17 protein-coding genes are annotated in these 22057 nt (G+C 58.9%); 11 read left to right on the top strand and 6 right to left on the bottom strand.

Annotated elements, in window-relative coordinates; genetic code table 11:
* Window positions 1-315 precede the first annotated feature (315 nt).
* Together A9Q02_RS21565 and ssnA are read left to right on the top strand one after the other, a co-directional pair.
* On the top strand, window positions 316-3051 hold the full coding sequence (locus tag A9Q02_RS21565; protein ID WP_097655141.1) for a molybdopterin-dependent oxidoreductase: 2736 nt from the start codon (window positions 316-318) through the stop codon (window positions 3049-3051).
* A gap of 121 nt (window positions 3052-3172) precedes the next feature.
* Complete coding sequence (gene ssnA, locus A9Q02_RS21560; RefSeq protein ID WP_097655140.1) at window positions 3173-4510, top strand: putative aminohydrolase SsnA; 1338 nt, start codon at window positions 3173-3175, stop codon at window positions 4508-4510.
* Window positions 4511-4574: 64 nt separating this feature from the next.
* Here the strand turns inward: ssnA and A9Q02_RS21555 are convergent, their stop codons facing one another.
* Complete coding sequence (locus tag A9Q02_RS21555; RefSeq protein WP_097655139.1) at window positions 4575-5330, bottom strand: SIMPL domain-containing protein; 756 nt, start codon at window positions 5328-5330, stop codon at window positions 4575-4577.
* Window positions 5331-5540: 210 nt separating this feature from the next.
* On the bottom strand, window positions 5541-6047 hold the full coding sequence (locus A9Q02_RS21550; protein ID WP_097655138.1) for a hypothetical protein: 507 nt from the start codon (window positions 6045-6047) through the stop codon (window positions 5541-5543).
* A 183-nt stretch (window positions 6048-6230) separates the two neighbouring features.
* Between A9Q02_RS21550 and A9Q02_RS21545 the strand changes: the two genes are divergently transcribed.
* Window positions 6231-7712: a ComEC/Rec2 family competence protein gene (locus A9Q02_RS21545; RefSeq protein WP_097655137.1), complete on the top strand. Its 1482-nt coding sequence runs from the start codon at window positions 6231-6233 to the stop codon at window positions 7710-7712.
* A gap of 100 nt (window positions 7713-7812) precedes the next feature.
* Here A9Q02_RS21545 and A9Q02_RS21540 read toward each other — a convergent pair whose 3' ends face one another.
* The 3 genes from A9Q02_RS21540 to A9Q02_RS21530 form a co-directional block, all read right to left on the bottom strand.
* A complete protein-coding gene (locus A9Q02_RS21540; protein WP_097655136.1) occupies window positions 7813-9015 on the bottom strand; it encodes a lycopene cyclase family protein in 1203 nt (400 codons plus the stop codon).
* Window positions 9016-9043: 28 nt separating this feature from the next.
* Complete coding sequence (rho, locus tag A9Q02_RS21535; RefSeq protein ID WP_097655135.1) at window positions 9044-10291, bottom strand: transcription termination factor Rho; 1248 nt, start codon at window positions 10289-10291, stop codon at window positions 9044-9046.
* 472 nt (window positions 10292-10763) lie between these two features.
* Window positions 10764-12023, bottom strand: coding sequence for a lycopene cyclase family protein (locus A9Q02_RS21530; RefSeq protein WP_097655134.1), 1260 nt, complete (start codon window positions 12021-12023; stop codon window positions 10764-10766).
* Window positions 12024-12405: 382 nt separating this feature from the next.
* Between A9Q02_RS21530 and A9Q02_RS21525 the strand changes: the two genes are divergently transcribed.
* A complete protein-coding gene (locus A9Q02_RS21525) occupies window positions 12406-12867 on the top strand; it encodes a TlpA family protein disulfide reductase (protein WP_097655133.1) in 462 nt (153 codons plus the stop codon).
* A gap of 75 nt (window positions 12868-12942) precedes the next feature.
* Here A9Q02_RS21525 and A9Q02_RS21520 read toward each other — a convergent pair whose 3' ends face one another.
* Complete coding sequence (locus tag A9Q02_RS21520; RefSeq protein WP_216361577.1) at window positions 12943-13449, bottom strand: CIA30 family protein; 507 nt, start codon at window positions 13447-13449, stop codon at window positions 12943-12945.
* A 428-nt stretch (window positions 13450-13877) separates the two neighbouring features.
* Here A9Q02_RS21520 and A9Q02_RS21515 point away from each other — a divergent pair, with 428 nt between their 5' ends.
* The 7 genes from A9Q02_RS21515 (at window position 13878) to A9Q02_RS21485 (ending at window position 22057) form a co-directional block, all read left to right on the top strand.
* Window positions 13878-16574 (top strand): hypothetical protein, encoded by a 2697-nt coding sequence (locus A9Q02_RS21515; RefSeq protein WP_097655131.1) that lies wholly within the window; start codon window positions 13878-13880, stop codon window positions 16572-16574.
* A gap of 79 nt (window positions 16575-16653) precedes the next feature.
* Complete coding sequence (locus tag A9Q02_RS21510; RefSeq protein ID WP_097655130.1) at window positions 16654-17289, top strand: cyclase family protein; 636 nt, start codon at window positions 16654-16656, stop codon at window positions 17287-17289.
* A gap of 43 nt (window positions 17290-17332) precedes the next feature.
* A complete protein-coding gene (gene kaiC, locus A9Q02_RS21505; protein ID WP_097655129.1) occupies window positions 17333-18787 on the top strand; it encodes a circadian clock protein KaiC in 1455 nt (484 codons plus the stop codon).
* 9 nt (window positions 18788-18796) lie between these two features.
* Complete coding sequence (locus tag A9Q02_RS21500) at window positions 18797-19129, top strand: circadian clock KaiB family protein (RefSeq protein ID WP_097655128.1); 333 nt, start codon at window positions 18797-18799, stop codon at window positions 19127-19129.
* A gap of 155 nt (window positions 19130-19284) precedes the next feature.
* Window positions 19285-20718, top strand: coding sequence for a hypothetical protein (locus tag A9Q02_RS21495; protein ID WP_097655127.1), 1434 nt, complete (start codon window positions 19285-19287; stop codon window positions 20716-20718).
* Window positions 20719-20929: 211 nt separating this feature from the next.
* Window positions 20930-21448 (top strand): hypothetical protein, encoded by a 519-nt coding sequence (locus A9Q02_RS23975; protein ID WP_141509119.1) that lies wholly within the window; start codon window positions 20930-20932, stop codon window positions 21446-21448.
* A gap of 60 nt (window positions 21449-21508) precedes the next feature.
* Window positions 21509-22057 carry a shikimate kinase gene (locus A9Q02_RS21485; RefSeq protein WP_097655125.1) on the top strand — a complete coding sequence of 183 codons (549 nt, stop codon included), beginning with the start codon at window positions 21509-21511 and terminating at the stop codon, window positions 22055-22057.

The following is a 22057-nucleotide window of genomic DNA, read 5'->3' as shown; positions in this document are numbered from 1 at the left end:
CGCCGCCGACCACGAATGGGGGCCACGAAGAAACGAAGAGCGCACCGCCCCGCCCCTCTTCGTGTATTCGTGATCAGTCTTCGTGGTCGGCGGTGCGGGCAGAAAACGTTAGTCACAGACGCATGAGGAGTGTGTACCCTACGTTTTCTGGGGTCGTTCGCCGTCCACGAATGGGGGCTACGAATGAACGAAGAGCGCACCGCCCATATTCGTGGTCGGCGGTGCGGGCAGAAAACGTTAGTCACAGACGCATGAGGAGTCTGGGAACGAAACTCCCTGATGATTTGACGCAAAGGCGCAAGCAAGGAGAAATCGATGGATCCAGCGACAACCTATACCCTGATCGTCAATGGTCGCCCGTGCGAGGTTGCGGTCACGCCCAAAACCACGTTGATGCAGGTGCTCCGTGAGCAGCTGCATCTGACGGGAACCAAAGATGGCTGCTCCACCGGGCATTGTGGCAGTTGCATGGTGCTGAAAGATGGCGAGCCGGTACGCTCGTGTCTGGTGCCGATGAGACGTGCTGACAACGCAACGATTACGACGATTGAGGGGGTGCGCCAGCCCGATGGCAGCCTCCACCCCGTGCAGCAAGCCTATCTTGACCAGGGGGCGACCCAGTGTGGTTTCTGTACACCTGGCTTTATTATGTCAAGTATAGCGCTGCTCGCACAGAAGCCTGAGCCAACCCTCGAGGAGATCTACGCGGCGCATCGCTGGAACGTCTGTCGTTGCACGGGCTACAATGCGATTATTCGTGCCGTGCAACAGGTTGCGGGGCAGCCCTTGCCGCCGCCACCGCCCGTCAAAGCACCGCTGCAGGTGGTGAGCCAGTATGTGCCACGCCCTGATGGTGAAGCGAAAGTGGATGGCACTGGCCGCTATGCTGCCGATCTTTTTGTCGAGGGCATGTTGCATGCGAAAACGCTGCGGAGTAGCGAAGCCCATGCGCGGATCGTGCAGATCGATGTAACTGCCGCCCGCAATCTGCCCGGGGTCGTGGCCGTTTTGACTGCCGACGATATCCCAGGGCGCAAAGACTGCGGTGTCCACGAAATCGACTGGCCGGTGCTCTGTTACGACAAAGTGCGCTATGTTGGCGATGCGCTTGCGCTGGTGATCGCCGAGAGCGAGGCGGTCGCCGAAGCCGCCCTTGGCCTGATCGACGTGACCTATGAACCCTTGCCGCTTGTCACTGGCCCCAAAGAGGCCGCCGCCCCCGGCGCACCGCAGATCCACGAGGGCCGCGCACAAGGCAATGTCCTGGCGCACTACAACCTTGAACTCGGCGATGTCGAGGCCGGCTTTGTCGCCGCCGATCTCATCGTCGAGCGCGAATATCGTACCCAGACCGTCGAACACGCTTTTATCGAACCCGAGGCGGGCCTGGCGGCGCCCGATGCCAATGGGCGCATCACCGTCTACGGTGGTGGACAGATCCCCTTCAACGATCGCAAACAGATCGCGGCGACGCTCAATCTTCCCGAAGAACGCATCCGCGTGGTCAATTGTCTGATCGGCGGGGCCTTCGGCGGCAAAGAGGACGTCTCGGTACAGATCCTGGCGGCGCTGGGCGCACAGGCCACCGGTCGCCCAGTAAAAATGGTCTTTAGCCGCGAAGAGTCGTTACGGGTGCATCCCAAACGCCACGCCACGATCATCAGGATGAAGACCGGGGCAAAACATGACGGCACCCTGGTCGCGCACGAGGTCGAGATCTATGGCGACGGCGGCGCCTACGCGAGCCTCAGCGGGCACGTGATGCTGCGCGCCACGACGCACGCCGCCGGCCCCTATGAAGTCGCGAACGCACGCGTCAACACCTATGCGATGTACACCAACAACGTGCCCTCGGGAGCCTTCCGAGGCTTTGGGGTCACGCAAAGCGGCTTTGCCATGGAGTGCCAACTCGATGTGCTGGCCGAAGAACTCGGCCTCGCGCCACTTGAGATCAGGCGCAAAAACATCCTAGCCTATGGCAAACAGACCCTGGCCGGCCAGGTGCTCACCGAAAGCTGTGGCCTCGGTGAATGCCTGGAACTCGTCGCCGCCGAGGTCGCGCGGCGACCTGTCGTGGCAAGCGACGGTGACAAACGGCGTGCGTGGGGCTTGGCTTGTGCCTACAAGAACACCGGTTATGGCAGCGGCGCTTACGATGCCGCCGGGGCCGAAGTCGAACTCTTTGCCGACGGACGCGCCATTGTACGGGCGGGCGCAGCGGAAATCGGGCAAGGTTTGCCGACCGTGCTGGCCCAGATTGCCGCCGAAGAACTCGGTGTACCGTATAACCAGGTTGAGGTCTTGCTCGCCGACACCGACCTGACGCCCGACGGCCAGGCGACCACCGCCTCACGCCAGACCTACGTGACGGGCAATGCGGTGCGTCACGCATGTCAAGAACTACGCACCCTGTTGCGCGGGACTGCCGCCGAGATGCTTGATGCCGCCCCTGACAGCCTGATCTTTGCCGAAGGATGCGTACGCAGCAGCACAAGTAGCGCCCCGTTGAGTGAAGTTGTGCGCGTCGCCCGGCACGAAGGGCGCACCCCCAAAGTCGCCTACCAATACGTAGCCCCCAAGGTCGCCCAGTACCAGCATGTCGCCTTTGGCTTCGCCGCCCAGGCCGTGCTTGTTGAAGTTGACATCAAGACCGGCGAAACCCGGGTTCTGGACGTGATTGCGGCCAGCGACGTTGGGCGCGCAATCAACCCATTGGGCTTGCAAGGCCAGATCGAAGGCAGCATCTCGATGGGTCTGGGCATGGCCTTGCAAGAGAACTTCATCATGGAAGCAGGCCAGGTCAAAACCGACACCCTGCACAAATGCAAACTCCCCCAGATCAACCAGACCCCGAACGTGACCCTCTTCTTTGTGGAAGACGAAACCCAGGAAGGCCCGTACGGAGCCAAAGGCGTCGGCGAACTCAACTCGATCCCGACCGCGCCAGCGATCATCAACGCCATCTACAACGCCACCGGCATCCGCTGCTACAGCCTGCCTGCGCACAAAACCTGGCTGAAAGCAGCGTTAGCGGCAACACCTTGCCCATAAGGTTGCCCCGTGTTGCCGCAAAGGCGCAAAGGCGCAAAGCCCTGTGCTGCGCTGGAACACCAACCAGCTACCCTGGCTTTTTTCTTAGCGAAGCAGCGGGTTGATCATCAGGAACAAGCATATGCTCATTACAAATGCGACTGTCGTGACATGCGATGCCGATCAGCGGGTGATTCCTGCTGGTGCGGTCTATTATGAAGATGATCTGATCGTGGCGGTGGGTGCGACGGCTGAGCTTGAGGCGGCCTATCCTGCGGCTGAGCGGCTTGATGCCCATGGCAAGCTGGTGATGCCGGGGATGATCTGTGCGCATACCCATTTTTATGGGGCGTTTGCCCGTGGTATGGCGATTCCAGGGCCAGCCCCGGCCAATTTTATGCAGGTGCTCGCGCAGCTCTGGTGGAAGCTGGATCGGGCGTTGACGCTCGAAGATTGCCAGTATAGTGCGCTCGTTGCTCTAGTCGATGCGATCCGCCACGGCACAACGACGCTGATCGATCACCACGCCAGCCCGTCGGCGATTGATGGTTCGCTCGATGCGCTGGCCGAGGCGGTGACAGCGTCGGGGCTGCGGGTGGCGCTCTGTTATGAGGTGACTGATCGCAATGGACCAGAGGGCAGCGCCGCCGGGTTGGCCGAGAATGTGCGCTTTCTGCGCCGCTTGCGCGAACGACCCGATCCAAAGCTTGGGGCCGCGCTGGGTTTGCACGCTTCGTTTACCCTGGATGAGGCAACGCTCACCCGCTGTGCCGAGGCAGCACACGAGCTTGAGGCGTGTGTGCATATTCATCTCGGTGAAGATCCGGCGGATCAGGCCGATAGCCTGGCGCGTTGTGGCAAACGGGTCGCCGCCCGCCTCGATGACTATGGCTTGCTTGGGCCAAAGACCTTGGCTGCTCACGCCATCCACGTTGATCAGGGCGAACTCGAATTGTTGCAGGCTACCGGCACAATGCTGAGCCATCAGCCGCGGAGCAATATGAATAACGCGGTTGGCACCGCCGCCATCGAACAGATGCTGGCAATGGGGTTGACCGTCGGACTTGGCAATGATGGCTTCACAAACAACATGTTCACCGAAATCCACGCCGCCTATTTGCTGCACCGCGCCAGTAGCGGCGATCCGCGCACCTTGCCAGGGGATCGCCTGCTGCAGATGGCCGTGGCGCATAACGCCCAGATTGCCGCACGCTTCTTCCCACAGGCGGTCGGCGTACTGGCACCGGGGGCCGCCGCCGATCTAATCTTGCTCGACTACTACCCCTATACACCGCTCACCAGTGGCAACTACCCGTGGCAGATCGTCTTTGGCCTTGACGGCAGCCAGGTGACCCACACCATCTGTGGCGGTCAGATGCTGATGCGTGACCGTGAGCTTCTTACCCTGGACGAAATTGCTATTGCCGCCCATGCCCAACGCCTCGCCCCGGCGATCTGGGCGCGGGTCGCATCCCTATAACAGTTACAGTGTGCGCCCAGGCCAGCTATGCTGGCCTGGGCGCACACTGTAACTGGTGCGTCAACTAACGGAGTTCATACGTCAACTGCACCTGCGCCGTGATCACCTGCTCGCCGGGTTGCACCGGGACTGGAGCACCAAGAGCTTCGCCGCGGGCACTCATCGCCATGTCGAGCATCGGGAAGGGCGAGGCCGAGCCGACATTCTCGGTGATGACCAGCACCGTTCCGAGAGTCGCACCGCTGGTACGCGCCATCTGATCAGCCCGGTCGCGCCCATCAAGGATGGCCGCATCACGGGCCTGGGCTTGAGCGCTCTTGAGATCGCTCAGACCAAAGTTGATCCCGTAGATTCGATTGGCCCCTGACTGCACAACCTGATCGAGCAGCGTGCCGGCATTATCCAGATCGCGGATCGTCACCATCACCATGTTGCTGACTTGATACCCGGTCACCGCACGGGCATTGGTATCATAGGTTGGCGAAATCGAGAAGCCGCTCGTCTGCAGATCTTTGTCCTCAATGCCAAGCTGCTTCATCTGATCGATGATCGCCTGGGCCTGCGCCGTATTCTGCGCCAGGGCCTCCTGGGTTGTTGGGGCGCTGGTCTCGACCCCAATATTGACGGTTGCCATATCGGGGGCCACCCGGATTTCACCATTGCCAATCACTGTAATCTGGCGCATCCCGGCAACCCCGGCTTGCGCCTGGGCTGGGGCTGGCTGTTGCAGACTCATCGCGGCAAAGGCTCCGCCGGCAATGGCCAGGACCAGCACAGCCCCGAGTAAAACCCCAATCAGGGTTGTTGAACGTGTTTGCATGATCGATTCTCCTCATTTATGTTGAGGGCTGTCGCCCTATAAACTTACGCTTATGCTGGGACAAACAACCAGTTTTGCTAGTTGTTGGCCCCAGTTGAGGCACGGCACCGCCGTCGGTCGGGGCACGGCACCGCCGTCGGTCGGGGCACGGCACCGCCGTCGGTCGGGGTACGGCGCCGCCGTCGGTCGGGGCACGGCGCCGCCGTGCCCCTACCGGGTGGGTGCAACGGTTGGCGGTTCGCCGACGGGATTTTCACAAAGCCGGAAGGCATCACGGCTATCGACGCGGTAATCGTAGAAAACACCGGCTACATCAAAGACAACGTGGTAGCCCTCAACAAGCGCCTGGGTATACATCATGCCTGGCTCGGGGCAGCCCAGTGAGCCATCCGGCCAGACGACAGCTTCATCGCGGACAACAACAATCTCGTCGCGCTCAGCCCCCGTCCGTGCGATCACATCGGCCAGCAGGCGCTCGAGCAACTCGGCGGGGGCTTCACCCGTCACCGGCGGGGCCGTTGGTGGCACAGGGACTGGTGTTGCGCGTGGTTGTGGTGGCAGCGTTGCCTCGGGGACAGGCAGGGCCTCAGGGATGGGTGTACCTGTCGCTGGTTCAGGCGCAACGATTGTTGGCACGCCCGGTGCTGTACCGGCATCGAGACTCCCACATGCCGTGAGCACAAACAGGGCGATAAGCATCAGACTAAATAAACGCATAGCAGACCTCCCTTTCCTATGCTTCTCTTCATAGGGTAGGACGTTGTGCCACCGCGATTCGTTCCGCCTTCATTCGCGAAAAAAAGTCAGCTACGCTGACTTTTTTTCGCGAATGAAGGCTTCCTCAACGTATCTTTTTGCCCCTACGAGCGGTAGATCACTTGAGAGGTAGAAAGAGGTGTTATGCTGATCCGCCTTGTGATAGCTTGGTTGCTAGGCATTGTTGTTGCTGACATCCTAACCCCGTCACTCGTGTTGATGGGGAGCATTGCCGGGTGTGCGTTGCTCTGCGTGGGTCTGTTGCACCGGCAGCCGAACCTGCGCCTGATGGCTTTGCTGGCCCTGGTGGGGAGCCTGGGCGGGCTTCGCTACCAGACGGCCATACCACCCCCTGGAGCGGATCATGTTGCGATGCTGATTGGCCGTGGTGAGCAGACGATGATCGGCTGGGTTGCCGCTGATCCGCGGCGCAGCGATGATGGGCAACGGCTTGTCTTGCAGGTAGAGGCAGTCCGCGTAGGAAACGAGGCTCGCCGGGCACAGGGCCTGGTGCAACTTACGGTGGCACCGTATCCTGCCTACCGCTATGGGCAACGCCTGCTCGTCACCGGAACGCTGCAACAACCACGGCTTGCCGAACGTCCAGGAAGCTTCGATTACCGCGCCTATCTGGCGCACCGGGGCATCTTTGCGATCCTCAACCAACCAGCGAAGCTTACCGTGCTCGAGGGTGACGCAGGGTTGCCCCCACTGCGCATGCTGTTGCAATTTCGCGAGCATTGCCGCCAGTTGATGATCCGCATGCTGCCTGAGCCACAGGCGGCCATCGGAGTCGGCATTCTGCTAGGCATTCAATCGAGCATCCCGGACGAGACCTACACCACCTTTTCGGTGACCGGCACCAGCCACATTCTCGTCGTCTCGGGCTGGAACTTCACGATTGTTGCCACGTTGCTTGCAGGCGTCGCCACACGACTCCGTCTGGGGCGTGGTTCATCGCTGGGGTTAGCCCTGAGCGTGATGTGGATCTACGCCTTTTTCACGGGTGCCTCAGCGGCGGTCTTACGAGCCGCCGTCATGGCAAGCCTGGCAGCAATTGGGCGAGCTGCGGATCGTGAGCGCGAACCGTGGCACCTGCTGGCTGGCGGGTGTGGTCTGCTTACCATCGCCGACCCGCATGCCCTCTGGGATGTTGGCTTTCAACTCTCAGCGCTGGCGACGGCGAGCCTCTTTGCTTTTGCCCGCCCCATCGAGCAGCGCCTTAGCCGTCACCGACCCTTTCGATGGGCCGTCTTCGCCCCAATCAGCGAAGCTTTCACCGCGACCATGGCAGCACAAGTCCTGACCTTACCCTTGATCCTCTACCAATTTGGCAACCTGAGCCTCGTCGCCCCGCTCGCCAACATTCTGCTCGTGCCGATCGTGCCGTATGCGATGGCCGCCTGCACCCTGGCCCTGCTCGCCGGATTGATCTGGCTCCCGCTGGGGCAACTCCTTGGCCCGCTCGCGTGGCTCCCGGTCGCGTGGTTGACCGAAGGTGCGCGGGTGCTTGCCATGCCCGCGTGGGCGGCGACCCAGATCCCACCTTTTCCACTCTGGATCATGCTCGGCTACTATGGGCTCATTCTTGCAGGTTGGCGGCGTCGCCTAAGTAGCGTGCCTTGAGCGGGTTTATCAACCCGAACGGCCAGCAATGCTGGCCGTTCGGGTTAAGACACTGTCAAGTGCCTGCGAACCTTGTCTAACACGCGAAGCAGATGAGCGCCTAATCTGGCACGGGATAGGCCCCATCGCCGCGACGCAAGGGATCAATGAAATGATCGCGGAGGCGGATCCCAAGTAACTCAATCGCTGTAGCCAGAAACGCGGGCACATTGACCGTACCCATCAAGATCACATCTTCGAGCAGCAGCGTCTCTTCATCGAGGAAACGAAGCACATGGCGAGGATCATTCCGCGAGAAGAGTTGGCTAAAGAAATCGGCCCCGCGCTCACGCCCGGTATCAAGTACCTTGAGCAAGACACTATCCATCGCCGCATGGCGATTCCAGGCGCGTTCGCGGTAGAAAGGCTGCCCCGTCAAGGCCATACTCGCGGCAATCCGGGCCGACTGGCGCTGGATGCGTTGGAAGGTATACCCGGTCGAAGCCTTGGTTTGCCCTCCGGCGGTGCCAATATTGAGCACATGGGGGCTAGGGCGGCGCACCAAGGGCGCATCACTCATCGGAATAACCCCGAATTCGCAATGCTCAATCGCATAACTGGTCAGGCCAAGGCGTTCACTGATATAGTGTTTGAGTTGACGGTCATACTCCTCTTGTGGCACCAGGGTAGGCGAAAAATAGGTAAACTCAACGAGGGCCGTATAGGGATCAAAAGGCAGCACATAGACAAAGCGCACATCGTGCTCTTGCGGTACACGGAAATCCATAAACGTTGGCGCTGCTGGCTCAAAAGCCGGCGCAGGCGTCCGAATGACCCACCCCTTGAAATGCTGAAGCCAATAGGTATAACCGGGTAGTTGGGGTTGCGGGCGCATAATGCTATTGAAGGCCCAATTCCCGTGATAGGGTTGACCATCAACCCAGACCGTCACCCCATCGGGCTGATCTTCAATCCGATCCACCGATCCGTGAATACGGGTAATCTGTGGCTGGGTTTGCAGCCACTGCTCGAGGAACTGATAAAAATCGAGCCCCTGGATCATCTTGTAGCGATAAGGCGCAATAGCGAGACGCTGCGAATGCGTCTCACTATGAAACCAGAGATGTTCCCAACTGCGGAACACCACCGGCTCGAAGGCACCGTCCCCCACCTCCCAGAAGCACCAGGTACGGTCGTTGCGAACCTTGACCTCGCGATCAACCAGAAGGATACGGTGATTATGCAAACCTGCTTTACCAAGGTGGTACGCCAGGCTCAGGCCTGACGCACCACCGCCAGCGATAATAGAGTCAAAACGTTGCACAGAAGAAGCCTCATTTCAGCATCATGTCTTATCCGCCTTTACTTAGTGTAGCAAGAAATTCGATATTCGTCTTGGTTTTGGACATCCGGGTCAGCATCAACTCAGTGCCTTCGTTATCACCGAGCATACTTACCATCCGGCGCAGCGTCCAGACCTGGCGGAGAGCATCGGGCGGCAGCAACAACTCTTCGCGGCGCGTACTCGAGCGCTGAATATCGAGTGCGGGGAAGATCCGTTTCTCGGCGAGCTTGCGGTCGAGGTGCAGCTCCATATTGCCGGTGCCTTTAAACTCTTCGTAGATGACATCGTCCATGCGACTACCGGTATCGACCAGACAGGTGGCAATAATCGTCAGCGAGCCACCATCCTCGATATTACGTGCGGCCCCAAAGAAGCGTTTGGGCGGATAGAGCGCGACCGGATCGATACCACCAGAGAGGGTGCGACCACTGGGGGGCATATCGAGGTTATAGGCTCGGGCGAGGCGGGTAATCGAGTCCATCAAAATCACGACATCCTGGCCGCCTTCGACGAGGCGTTTTGCCCGTTCGAGGGTCATCTCGGCGACCTTGGTATGATCCTCAACTGGCTCATCAAACGTCGAAGAGATCACATCGCCCTTGACCGAGCGACGCATATCAGTCACCTCTTCGGGGCGTTCGCCGATGAGGAGCACCATCAAATGGCAATCGGCATAATTGGTCGAGATGCCATTCGCGATCGCCTTGAGCAACATCGTCTTGCCGGCTTTGGGGGGTGACACAATCAAGCCACGTTGACCGCGCCCAATCGGGGCAATCAGGTCAACCAGGCGTGTTTGCAACAAATTCGGCTCGGTTTCAAGCTTCATCTGCTGATTGGGGAAGATGGGGGTCAACTGATCAAACAGGGGGCGTTTGCGCGCTGTCTCAGGATCAACGCCATTGATCAATTCAACCCGGAGGAGCGAATAGAAGCGCTCACTCTCTTTGGGAGGGCGAATCTGGCCCCAGATGCGATCGCCGGTACGCAGCCCAAAGCGCCGAATCTGTGATTGCGAGACATAGACATCATCCGCGCCCGGCAGCATCCGTTCGCCACGCAGAAAGCCAAAGCCATCGGACACAACATCAAGAATACCATCACTAAACGTATTGCCCTGCTCTTCTGATTGAGCCTGGAGCAACTTGAAGATAAGATCCTGCTTTTTGAGACCGCTATAGCCTGTAATATCAAGCTTGCGCGCCATTTCACGCAGATCATGCAGCGTTTTCAGCTCTAATTCACCAACGTTCACGATCGTGCTCTCCTTGGAGTTGGTCACATGCATCACATAGATTGGGCAGGAAGAAGATCGGGCGAGGATGTCGCACCACACACGAAGAAACGCACAGGCACCGTGGCGTGAGAGCGCGCCGCGTCACCTGCGGGTGCGCCAGAGGCACAGGGGCGATAGACCCCAGCGAACAGAGTGGAGACACAAAGGCTCAAGAGCCGTAGTATGGCTCTACACATACACGTAACCAGCTACAGAGGTTATCTGATTGCACACAAAAGCCAAGGGAATAAGGGAACCAATGGGGGACAATCGAGGCTGCCAGTTTACCAGGATTCTCCCGGTGCATAGACAGAACAACAGAACAAGCATCGGGCAGTCTGATTTCTGGGCATAGTATAGCATAGGTGTGAACATTGCGCAATAGGATATTGCGTCATTTGGGCTCGTTTGCGCAACACAGTGCGGATGTTTTAAGCGACGGATTCGCCGCTTAAAACATCCGCACCGCGTTGTGTAACCACCCATCGCCTTCGCTATCATAGTGTTCGGGATGGGGATCAGGCGGGGGCTGAATCAGCCGGGCAAAGGGGTGCATGTGCTTGTTATGCGTCCATTGCCATTGAATGGCAACTTGAATAAATTGCCAAGGCGGCATAGTGGCAATCAGTTGCAGATTTTCGAGCGGGGTGGCTTCTTCATCCAGGAAACGCAAGATCCGTTGAATCGGGTTACGCTCGAACATGGTAGTAAAGACCGGTTTCAGTTCTTCACCATAGTGATCCATCATTTCGAGCATAATAGTATCGAGGATGCGATAGCGGCGGGCATCTTCAGGCACATCAAAGGGATGCCCATAGTAGATGAGGGACTGGATAATCGCGGCAGTGTCTTGCTGAATGCGCACAAAGGCATACCCGGTCGTTGGCTTGACACGCCCACCTTTGGTGCCAATGGTCATCACACGTTCACCAATGCGCCGCGGGAAGGGCTGATCGGTTGCAGGAATGACTCCCTGTTCTTCGGCGACAATCTGGTAGGCAGTGACATCCAGGACATGCGCCAGGTATTCATGCAAGGCCTCTGCATAGGCCTGATTGCTAAAGCGCTGATCAGAGAAGACGGTGAATTCGACCAGCGCACGACGCGGCGAGAAGGGCAAGACGTAGAAGAAACGCGTTTCACCCGCCTGTGGGGTGCGGAAGTCCATTAACGTCGCTGCTTCGGGCCGAAAGACATCGGTCGCCGTCTCGATCTCCCAGCCCTTGAAATGGAGCTGGAGGTACTGGTAGCGCTCATCATTCAGGCGTTCATTCGGGCGGAAAATGCTATCAAAAACCCATGTGCCTGTGTAGGTCTGATCGCCAACAATGACCTGCGCAACCCGGGGGCCATCAATGATCTGCTCGACCTTGCCTTGCAGCAACGTCACATGCGGGCAAGCGTGCAACGCGGCATGAACAAACTGATAAAAATCGATGCCGCGGATCATCTGATAGCGATAGTTGTGCAAGTCAAGGACCTGACCACGTTCGTCATCAGCCAGATGCAACTGTTCCCACGACCGATAGACAATCGGTTCAAACGGGGTGGGTTGGTCGGTCCAGAAGGCCCAGGTACGGTCATTGTCCTGCTTGTTGCCCTTGTCAATGACCAGGATCGAGTAGTCACGGAGGGAACTATTGATCAACTGGTACGCGAGACTCAATCCGGCCGCTCCACCACCCGCAATAATGAAATCATAGTGCGTCATAGGCGTAACGCTCCTCACACGTTCTGCTCTGATCGCCACAAGGCTATGATACTATATGGGCACCCCTCTATACCGTGAGTCTTAGGGCCGATTAGTGACCAGGTGAGTCGTCTTAGACGCAATACCTTGCAAATAAGGCAGGGTTTTTGACGCAAAGGCGCCAAGGCGCGAAGGCGTAACGGGGCACCCGCAAGGGGTGCCCGTACACCGGATTCGGCCTCGCCCCGGTACGGGCACCCCTTGCGGGTGCCCTTGCGGGTGCCTTGGCGGGGTGCATACACGGAAGATGCAATCGCCCTGCCTACAGAGAACAGGTAAAACCCCTACACAGAACAGGCGAAACCAGGGTACAATAAAGATATGGGACAGAATGGAGAGAAAAATGACCTTGAATAATGCAAGCTTTCCCATTGTTGAGGCTCGTAATCTGAATGGGCGCACGCTCACGCTGCCCTCCGGTTTTGGTGGTGAGCGCAACCTGGTGCTCGTTGCCTTTCAGCGTTGGCATCAGGGCCAGGTTGATTCCTGGTTTCCTTATCTTGATCAGCAAATGGCCGCTTACCCGGATTTGCGTGTCTACGAGTTGCCAATTATTAGCAACTTTTATAACCTTGCCCGTCCCTTTATTGATGGAGGCATGGCTTCCACGATTGCCAATGCAGCCGTCCGTGACCGTACACTGACGATCTATACCGATGTCAATCGGATTCGTTCGGCGCTGCAGATCAAGTCAACAGCGTCAATTACGCTGTTGCTGGTTGACCGCGAGGGCACGATTTTCTGGCGCGAGAGTGGGGCGTATAGCCCGGCTCGTGCTACGTTACTCGAGCGTGCCTTAGGGTAGGCTTTCTTTTGCTGAAAAAGCCAGCAAAGCTGGCTTTTTCAGCAAAAATGATGGGGGGTATGAGAGCAAGCATCCCTACCACAATGCGACGCGTGCGATAGCGATGTCGGCATGAAACTGACGCCCGTAGGCGACGATGCCGAGGCGGGTCAGGGCACCGGGGTTGAGGGGCGTTTCGAGCCATTTGGGGGCAAAGGCGGTGAAGGGCAGGTCCACCAGGTGCCACTCTGCGACGGCGCGAAACTCGGCCCAGTAGAATTGCTGTGGCCGACGGCAGGCACTGGTGCGCAGGTGAACCCGGTAGGTTTCGCCGTTACCCCATACGCTCAGGCGTAGGCCCGTATATGCCTGTGCATCGAGCGGGTGCCCTGTTGCGTCAAGGGGCAAGGCCATCTGCACAAAGCCACCCTGGTTTTCGAGGCGAACTTCGCCGCGTAAGCGGAGACAGCGCTGCCCTTCGATGGTGTCAATGGTGATCTCTTCCCGTGAGATGCCACCCATGACGCGATCACTAAACCCGCGCCACTGGTCGGGGGCCGCCGGATCGTGCAGGTCGCTGATGAGGTAGGGGGGTGGTGGCAAGAGCTTCCTCCTTTGTTGTGCTACTGCTCCATTATAGATCAACAGTGCGCTGGGTGGGCCGAAGCACGCGCTGGGTGGGCCGAAGCACGCGCTATGCATGCTGGCCCGTTGACGCGCGCCTGGCGGGGCAGGGCAATTGCATCTTCCGTGTATGCACCCCGCCAGGGCACCCGCAAGGGGTGCCCGTACACCGGGTTCGGCCCCCGGCCTGTAGGGGCACCCCTTGCGGGTACCCTGATAGAGCGTCTTTTTGTATCCGGTTTCGTATGATGCAATCGCCCTAGGCTGGGGGGCGCGTGCTTCGGCCTTACGGGGCGTTAGGTCACACCCAGCGGTTTTTGAGTCATGTGGTATACTCGTCTTTTACTCTTTTTTAACCTGCCTCGTTCGGCATGAAACATTTTTCTTTCTCTCATCAATTCTGGTTGATGTCCCTGCTCTATGTGGTGATCGCCATTGGGATGACCTGGCCGCTGGCGTTGCACCTCGATAGTGCGCTCACCGAGAATGCTGATACGCTGCAGCAAACCTGGATTCTGGCCTGGAATGCGCATGCCCTGGCGCATGATCCGTTGCAGGTCTGGCATGCGCCAATTTTTTATCCTTATCCCTCGACGGCGGCGTACCACGACCATCATTTGATCCTTTCGCTGCTGGCCGCTCCGGTGATCTGGCTGAGCAATAATCCTGTGCTGGCGCATAATCTGCTGGTGTTGCTGAGTTTTGTGGTAGCCGGGTGGGGTGGGTACACGTTGAGCCGCGCCCTTGGGGCGCAGCCCGGGGTTGCGTTTGTCGGTGGCCTTATTTTTGCCTTTTCGACCTATCGCTTCGCCCATATTATGCAACTGAATTTGTTGCAGAGTGGCTGGATGGCTCTTGCGATGGCGGCGTTGGTGCGCTTTTTGCAGCCCGAGGAAGCCGGTGGGGGAAGTTGGCGCGATGCGTTGAGGGTCGGGTTCTGGTCAGGGTTGCAAGCGGCAAATGCGTTTTACTATGGCTTTTTTCTGGCCCCTTTGATCCTTGGGTATATAGGGCTCTGGGTGCTTGCTGCGCTCTGGGCACAGGTGCGGACGGGCACGGCGTTCCCGTGGAGGTATCTCGGTCGGCTCAGCGCCGGGGGCGTGCTTGCGCTGCTTGTGTGTGTGCCCTTCTTGCTGCCCTATCTCGCAATCTATCGTACTCTGGGGATCGTCCGCACCATCCGTGAGCTTGATCACTGGTCAGCCCCCTTGTCGGCCTTTTTTGCTGTTCTGCCCGAGAACTGGCTCTATGGGCGCACCGGGTTGTTGCCGCAGGCACCGCACGAACTCGCGCTCTTTGCGGGTTTTGTCACCCTCGGGCTTGCCTTGCTGAGCCCCTTGCTCGTACGGCGTTCGTGGCAGACGGGCTTCTGGTGGCTGACGTTGGTCGTCGCGGTCTTGCTCAGTTTTGGCACTGGGTTGCGCTGGGAACGTGGCGATCCGCCTTTGCCGGTGCCGACACCCTACCCGTTGTTGTACCAGATGATCCCCGGGTTTGGTGCGATGCGCGTACCGTCGCGCTGGGGGTTGATCGCGTTGCTTGCGCTTGCACCACTTGCTGCACTAAGCCTGGGGCGCCTGATCGCACGACGACCATCCAGGCAACAGCTTGGCTTGGTTACGCTCTGTAGTGTGCTGATCCTTGGCGAGCACGGGGTGGCCCCGTTGACGCTTCGCGAGCAAGCGCTCGGGCGGCTTGATCCGCTCTATGCAACCCTGGGGACACCAGAGTATGCGGATGTGCAGGTGATGATCGAGTTGCCCGTTGGTGCGCTAGCGCGTGGCGATGACCTGCAACGCACGACCGAGCGCCATTTTGCCTCGCTGTTGCATTGGAAGAAGTTGCCCATTGCCTATGGCGCGCTGATTCCCTTTGGGACGCTCGATCTTTTGCGAAGCCTGCAGAGCTTACCGAACCCGCAGATTGTTGATTATCTGCGCTTGCTTGGTGTGGATACGCTTGTGATCCATGCCGACCAGTACAACCCAGAGGCGTTCGCCGCGTTGACAAGCGGGCTCGAAGCACAGCCTGAGGTGACGCTGCGTGGGCAGATCGGTGCAGCCTTGCTCTATCGGCTCACCCCTGATCCACGGCGGAGCCTTCCCCTCGATGCGACTCGGCCCCCGCCCCATCTGCTGATCAGCAACGACGAACGCATGCCAGGGCTGGCGGTACTCAGTCTAAGCCGGGCCTGGCAAGAGGCCGGGAGTACTCTCTATGGGCCGGGGCGGCTCCGCTACTATGGAAGTTTCGCGCCGCTTCCGGTTGGCATGATCCCTTCGTATGCGTTGCTTGCCAGTGCCGAAGATCCTGAACGCTACGGCTATCGGGCGACCAATCAGGTGTGGCGTGCGCACGGATTGACGTTGTATGCGGCTGATCCAACCGTGGTGGCAAACCTGGAACTGGGAGTGGTTGCGTCCGGCATGTTTCACCCCACCTATCCGAACCAGGTAACGATCAAGGTGGAGGAGAACCGGATCCAACTCGGCACAGTGACGGTGCCCCGTCGCACTGCCGAACCAATGATGGTCGAGCTCGACATTGCAGCGCAACGGGACGGCGAACTCACCGGGGGCAACGCGATCCTCAAGTATGCGTCGGGGCTGAGTCGGCTTCGTTTGCCACTTACCCCCGGGTTGACGGCCTTGCACCTTGCCCCTGATGCGGTGTTCCTGCGCGTACGCCTGCTGCATGATCAGCAACCGGCAACCGTTCAGAGCATCCCAGGGCGAGTACTTACCAGTACTGGCGCTTTTGTCGGTTCCTCGCTCATCATCGAGAAGACCGCAAGTGGCACCGCCACCCTTGGGTTGCGCATCCGTGGAGCGGCGGCCTACGATGATCGCCCGATCCGCCTGGTCGAGGGCGCTCTGCCGGTGAATGATGGGCGGGTGCGGTTTGAGGTTGATCTGCTCAACCCTCAGGCTGCCTGGATGACTGAGCGTGGGAAACCTGAGGATGGTCGGTACATCGCGTATCTGGTGAACCCTGACGACCCCGATGACCAGGGGCTTCCTGTAGCGCAATTTCAGCTTGTGGGAGGGGTGCTACAGCAGGCGCAGATTGTCGTCTTGCCCTTAACGGGGGTGATTGCCCAGTAGGTGACAACTGCGTTCAGCAGAATCGTGCAATCCAGGGTACAATCTAGGCAAGGCAGAATGGGCAAAAGGGAGGCAGGGAATGAAAATCCTCCAGGATCTTTCGATGTTGATCAATGCGACCATGCCGGTCTATGCGGGCGACGCACCGGTGTGCCTTGAACCGCACTGCACCATTGCTGCCGACGGTGTCAATATTACGGCGATCAAGAACGCAACCACCCACTTCGGGACGCATATCGATCTGCCACGGCACATTTTTGCCGATGGGGCGAGCCTCGATGACGTGCCCCTCGCCGATCTGTGTGGGCCTGTGCAGATTATCGCAATTGAGCATCCAACCACGATTAGCGTTGAGGAGGTTGCCCGTCATCGCTTCAAACCCGGCGAGATGGTACTCTTCCGTACCCGCAATACCAGGGATGGCTTGCTTGAGCGCTCTGCGTTTTGTCATGATTATGTCTATTTAACCCCCGAGGCTGCGACCTACCTGGTGCAGCAGAAAGTCCGGCTTGTGGGCATTGATTATCTATCGGTCGACCCTCCGCATACGCCGGCCCTGCCTGCGCATCATATCTTGCTGGGGCATGGCGTTCTGATCCTCGAAGGTGTCGTCTTGACTGATGTGCAACCGGGACATTCAACGCTTCTCTGCCTACCGCTCAAATTGCAAGGTGTTGATGGCGCACCGGTACGAGCAGTTTTAGTTGAGGGGTAACAGCGCATCACCCAGCGTCATCGTGGACAAAGAGGAGAATCTTATGAGCAACACCATTTCTACTTCAACCCCTCGCCACCTTGCAAAGACACCAACGGGCATCGATGGGATTGATGAAATCACGACTGGAGGTCTACCGGAGGGGCGTCCGACACTCGTTGCTGGTAGCGCAGGATGCGGCAAAACGCTTCTGGCAATGGAATTTCTCGTACGTGGGGCCACCCTCTACAACGAACCAGGGGTCTTTGTGACCTTTGAAGAGACCCCGGATGAACTGATGAACAATGTGGCCTCGCTAGGTTTTGATCTCGACGATCTGCGCGAGCGTGGCTTGCTGTGGATTGAACATATCTACCTAGAGCGGAGTGAAATTGAGGAGGTCGGGGCCTATACGCTTGATGGGCTCTTCATTCGACTTGGGTATGCCTTTGACCGCATTGGGGCCAAACGCGTAGCGCTCGACACCCTGGAAGTGCTGTTCAGCGGGCTCCGCGACGAAGCGCTGATCCGCGCCGAGTTGCGCCGCCTCTTTCGCTGGCTCAAAGAGCGCGGCGTAACTGCGGTGGTCACCGCCGAACGCGGCGACGGCACGATCACCCGTCACGGGCTCGAGGAATATGTCGCGGATTGTGTCATCGTGCTTGATCACCGCGTCACCGCGCAGCTCTCGACCCGCCGGATCCGCATTGTCAAATATCGCGGCACAATGCATGGCACGAATGAATATCCTTTTTTGATTGATCAACATGGGTTCACCGTCTTTCCCATCACGGCGCTCGGGCTTGACTATGATGTAGGCACCGAGCGGATCAGCACGGGTGTGGACGGGTTGGACGAGATGCTCGGGGGGAGTGGTTATTATAAAGGGAGTACGGTCTTGATTTCGGGGACGGCCGGGACGGGGAAGACGAGTCTCTCGTCAGCGTTTGCGGCAGCGGCATGTGCCCGTGGCGAACATACGCTCTTTGTTGCGTTTGAAGAGTCGCCCGCGCAGATCATGCGCAATGTACGCTCGATTGGGATCGATCTGAAGCCTGCGTTTACCGAGAAATATTTGCATTTCCACGCCGTACGCCCGACACTCGCTGGCCTAGAATTGCATCTTGCGACGATTACCGACCAGATCGCCCGCATCAAACCGTCTGTCGTCATTATTGATCCGATCACCAGCCTGATCTCCCAGGGCTTCAACAGCGAAATACGCGCCCTCTTCACCCGGCTCATTGATTTCTGCAAACAACACGGCATCACGCTCTTGCTGACTAGCCTGAGTGGGATGGGACAGGATCCCGAAGGAACCGATATCGGCGTTTCGTCGCTGGTGGATACGTGGTTGCTCGTGCGTAACCTAGAGATGCACGGGAAACGCAATCGTGGGTTGTATATCCTGAAATCACGGGGTATGGAGCATTCCAATCAAATTCGCAAACTCGTCCTTTCGTCGGAGGGCATCAGTCTGATCGAAATACCTTCTGCCAGCCTGCAGCTAACATCATAAGGAGGATCGATGAGTGAGCAAAATGTCTCCAAGCCGCTACCGGATCTTCCCACCGACAAGAGTGAATTCTGGATCCTTCGGCTCTATGTCGCGGGGCATGCGATGCGCTCACTGACGGCGATTGCCAATTTGCAGGCCCTTTGCGAAGAGCATCTGCCTGACCGGTATCATATCGAGGTGATCGATGTGATCGAGGATCCTGAGCGGGCCAGTACGGATCAGATCCTGGCCTTGCCAACCCTAATTCGTGCGTTGCCACCGCCCGTCCGGAAAATCATCGGCGATCTTTCGAATACCGAGCGGGTACTCGTGGGGCTTGAAATTGCGCAACACTCACATTGACGTGCATACGCGTCAAGGTGGGGGTGAGGGCCACTACCTTTTGACGCAATGGCGCAATGGCGCAACGTTTGGAGCGGGACGGTGGTCTGGGTTCCCGCGTGTGCGGGAATGACAGGGGGGGTGCGAGGATCCTTTGCAAAGACGGGAGGTTGACGATGTCGAGACTCCACGCTCTTGTTGTTTGCTGCGTAAGTATTGGCTTGCTTGTGCTGACCGGTACCCATGTGCGGGCCGCACCGTTCGCCCAGGCGCTTCCCACGTTCACTTCCACCCCAACGCCATCATTTACCCCTTCACCAGATACGGTGCCGACACGCTTTGCCACCGTTCTCCCTAGCCCAACGCTTCCCTCATCACCGCCTTCAACTGCGACGATCACTACCTCGGCAACAGCTACGATTCTGCCTACGATGACGATGCCTTCACCTGAGGCAACGAGTGGCACCGTAACGCCGCTGCCGGAACCGGTACAGGAGGTAGGCCTTGAGATCAGCAAGACACTGCTTGGTAGTGATGAAGTTCAGGTCGGCCAGTACCTCACTTTTACCATCCAAATCCGCAATACTGGTTCAACGGTGATCACGGAACTGCCGCTCGTTGATGAGTATCAGACCGCGATCCTTGACCCGGTGGTTGCGTTGATGGTGCCGCCACCGACGAGTCAAGAACCAGGTGTACTGCGCTGGGCAAACCTGAGCGACACTTTTGGTGATTTTGCACCTGGTGAGACTATCGAAGTAATCGTCGTCTTTCGGGCAATCACGATCGAGGAAGAGGTCATCAATCGGGTGCGCGTCGAGGCTGGCGAGGGACTGGGGGGCGAAGGAGGTGCGGCGGCTGAAGATAATGCGGGGGGTACAATCAAGGGTGGACGCATTGTGATCGAGAAGGCCCTTGTCGAGAGTTTTGTGCAACTTGATACGCCCGTGATTAGCTTTACGCTTTCGCTGCGCAACGACGGCTTCGCCGATATTGTCCGTGCGCCGGTCGTGGATTTCTACCGCCCCGATCTACTCAGTTTCCTTGGGTCAAGTGTGCCGCCCGATTTCCATAATCCCGTGACGGGCGAGTTGCGCTGGAATGATCTGCTGGCAAGCCTCGGCATCGAACGTCTGGCCCCGCAAGCGAGGGTTGCGTTTACGACGGCCTATCGGGTCAACGGGCCGATTGAAGATGCCGTCGTCAATCGGGCCAATGCCGTCAATGTGGCCGACGAGTTTGGCAATGCTGTCGTGTCACCCCGCGAGGCCGAGGTACGCATTCGCCTGCGCGGGCCGGGTGGGGCCGAGTTGCCGACACCAACCTCAGTCGTTGCGCCAATCGAAGAAGATCAACCGACCCCGGTCAGCGCGACCGCGACGGCAACGAGCACGGTTACCCCTACGCTAACCCTGGTGACGACGACGCCAACGCCGACAACGGAGCCAACGCAAGGCAGTGCCGAGACAACGCCGACGGAGGCTGCGGGCCAGCCTACGACGTTGCCGGTGACGGGGAGCCGTGGGGTGACGACGGCACCGGTCTTCATTGCTGTGCTGATCCTGATCGCCGGAGTTGCCTTGCGCTACGCAATGCGGCAACAGGGGTAACCGGGCGCGAGAGCGTCTCGCCCTCGGGGTGCATGCGAGGGCGAGACGCTCTCGCGCCCAGGCTTGAGGAGGAAGGCTAGGGCGGAGGAGGGCAACGATGAAGCATCAAAACAGGTACCGATGGTTGCGTCTGTGGCGCTATGGCACCCTCGTGATCCTATTTGCTCTGCTAAGTAGGAGTCAAGATAGTGTTGGTTCCAGTGCATCTTTGATGAACCTGCCGCTTGTCTGGCAGCGTGCGGCTCTTCACTCCACCGAACAACGCCCCACGCTCTTGAGCACGACCCCAGGGCAAACCGCGCCACCTTCGCGGTCGACCAGGGGGACAGCGGGACGAGGGCTGAATGAGCAATCCTTCCAGGTGTGGCTCCCAGTGATAGCGGAGGAGCCAGGGCCAAGTGCGAGGGTGCGTTTTGGTGCAGGTCGCAATGGTGACGAACTGCTTGAAGAAGGCACAAGCTTCAGCTTTGGGCTGACGACCCTCTACTATGCTGTCAACATCACCGATAGCAGCGAGGGCCGCTTTCGCGAAGAATGGATCATCAACGGGCAGCACCAACCAACGCTTGACCGGAGTGGCCTCTTGCCGCAGCCGGAAGGGGGCAATTATCTCAGTGGCATCACGCTCAGCACGGGGGCTCCGCTTCCCCTCGGCGAGTACGAGCTTCGTATTTTTGTTGATGAGCGCCAGGCGGGTAGAGGGCGCTTGCATATTCTGCTGTCGCCGTAAGAATGTTTTGGACAGAATGTGCTATCATATGCGGAAGCTTCAAGAAGGTGAGAGGACGGCATGACGCAGGGGTCACCTGAATGCCCACTTGTGCTGGTGGGGCTGAGCGGGGCGGGCAAGTCTACGGTGGGGCCGGTGCTGGCGGCGCGGCTTGGGCGTCCGCTGTGTGATACCGATGTGCTGGTGGCGCACGCGGCGGGGATGCCGGTGCCGACGATTTTTGCGACCCACGGCGAGGCGACGTTTCGTGAGCGCGAGGCTGAGGCGCTCGCTGAGGCGCTTGCGGGTGAACTGGCCGTTGTGGCGACGGGCGGCGGCATTGTGTTGCGACCCGCGAATCGTCAGTTGCTGCGCGAGCATGCCTTTGTCGTCTGGCTTGATGCACCCGATCGGTTGCTGCTGGCGCGCCTACGCACCGACGCTGAAGAACGCCCGCTCCTTGGCGATGAGGCAGCAACGCGCCTCGCCGCGATGCGGGCGGCCCGGGGCCCCTTGTATGCCGAGGTTGCCCATGTGACGGTTGAAACGAGTGGCCTCACGCCTGAGACGATTACCGATCAGATTGTCGCTGCGTATACAGATGCACTGGTGCGTGGGAGACGGAGTTGA

It is taken from the genome of Candidatus Chloroploca asiatica (genome assembly GCF_002532075.1).
Taxonomy (GTDB): Bacteria; Chloroflexota; Chloroflexia; order Chloroflexales; family Chloroflexaceae; genus Chloroploca; species Chloroploca asiatica.
The sequence above is the reverse complement of the archived record's forward strand: the minus strand, read 5'-3'. Positions and strand labels throughout refer to the sequence as shown.

Bases quoted from the DNA above. Each gene is read 5' to 3' on its own strand.
- A9Q02_RS21550 (WP_097655138.1), bottom strand. From the start codon at position 6,047: ATGCGTTTATTTAGTCTGATGCTTATCGCCCTGTTTGTGCTCACGGCA.
- A9Q02_RS21515 (WP_097655131.1), top strand. From the start codon at position 13,878: ATGTCCCTGCTCTATGTGGTGATCGCCATTGGGATGACCTGGCCGCTG.
- kaiC (WP_097655129.1), top strand. From the start codon at position 17,333: ATGAGCAACACCATTTCTACTTCAACCCCTCGCCACCTTGCAAAGACA.
- A9Q02_RS21530 (WP_097655134.1), bottom strand. From the start codon at position 12,023: ATGACGCACTATGATTTCATTATTGCGGGTGGTGGAGCGGCCGGATTG.
- A9Q02_RS21485 (WP_097655125.1), top strand. From the start codon at position 21,509: ATGACGCAGGGGTCACCTGAATGCCCACTTGTGCTGGTGGGGCTGAGC.
- A9Q02_RS21525 (WP_097655133.1), top strand. From the start codon at position 12,406: ATGACCTTGAATAATGCAAGCTTTCCCATTGTTGAGGCTCGTAATCTG.
- A9Q02_RS21495 (WP_097655127.1), top strand. From the start codon at position 19,285: ATGTCGAGACTCCACGCTCTTGTTGTTTGCTGCGTAAGTATTGGCTTG.
- A9Q02_RS21555 (WP_097655139.1), bottom strand. From the start codon at position 5,330: ATGCAAACACGTTCAACAACCCTGATTGGGGTTTTACTCGGGGCTGTG.
- A9Q02_RS21500 (WP_097655128.1), top strand. From the start codon at position 18,797: ATGAGTGAGCAAAATGTCTCCAAGCCGCTACCGGATCTTCCCACCGAC.
- A9Q02_RS23975 (WP_141509119.1), top strand. From the start codon at position 20,930: ATGAACCTGCCGCTTGTCTGGCAGCGTGCGGCTCTTCACTCCACCGAA.
- A9Q02_RS21565 (WP_097655141.1), top strand. From the start codon at position 316: ATGGATCCAGCGACAACCTATACCCTGATCGTCAATGGTCGCCCGTGC.
- ssnA (WP_097655140.1), top strand. From the start codon at position 3,173: ATGCTCATTACAAATGCGACTGTCGTGACATGCGATGCCGATCAGCGG.
- A9Q02_RS21545 (WP_097655137.1), top strand. From the start codon at position 6,231: ATGCTGATCCGCCTTGTGATAGCTTGGTTGCTAGGCATTGTTGTTGCT.
- A9Q02_RS21510 (WP_097655130.1), top strand. From the start codon at position 16,654: ATGAAAATCCTCCAGGATCTTTCGATGTTGATCAATGCGACCATGCCG.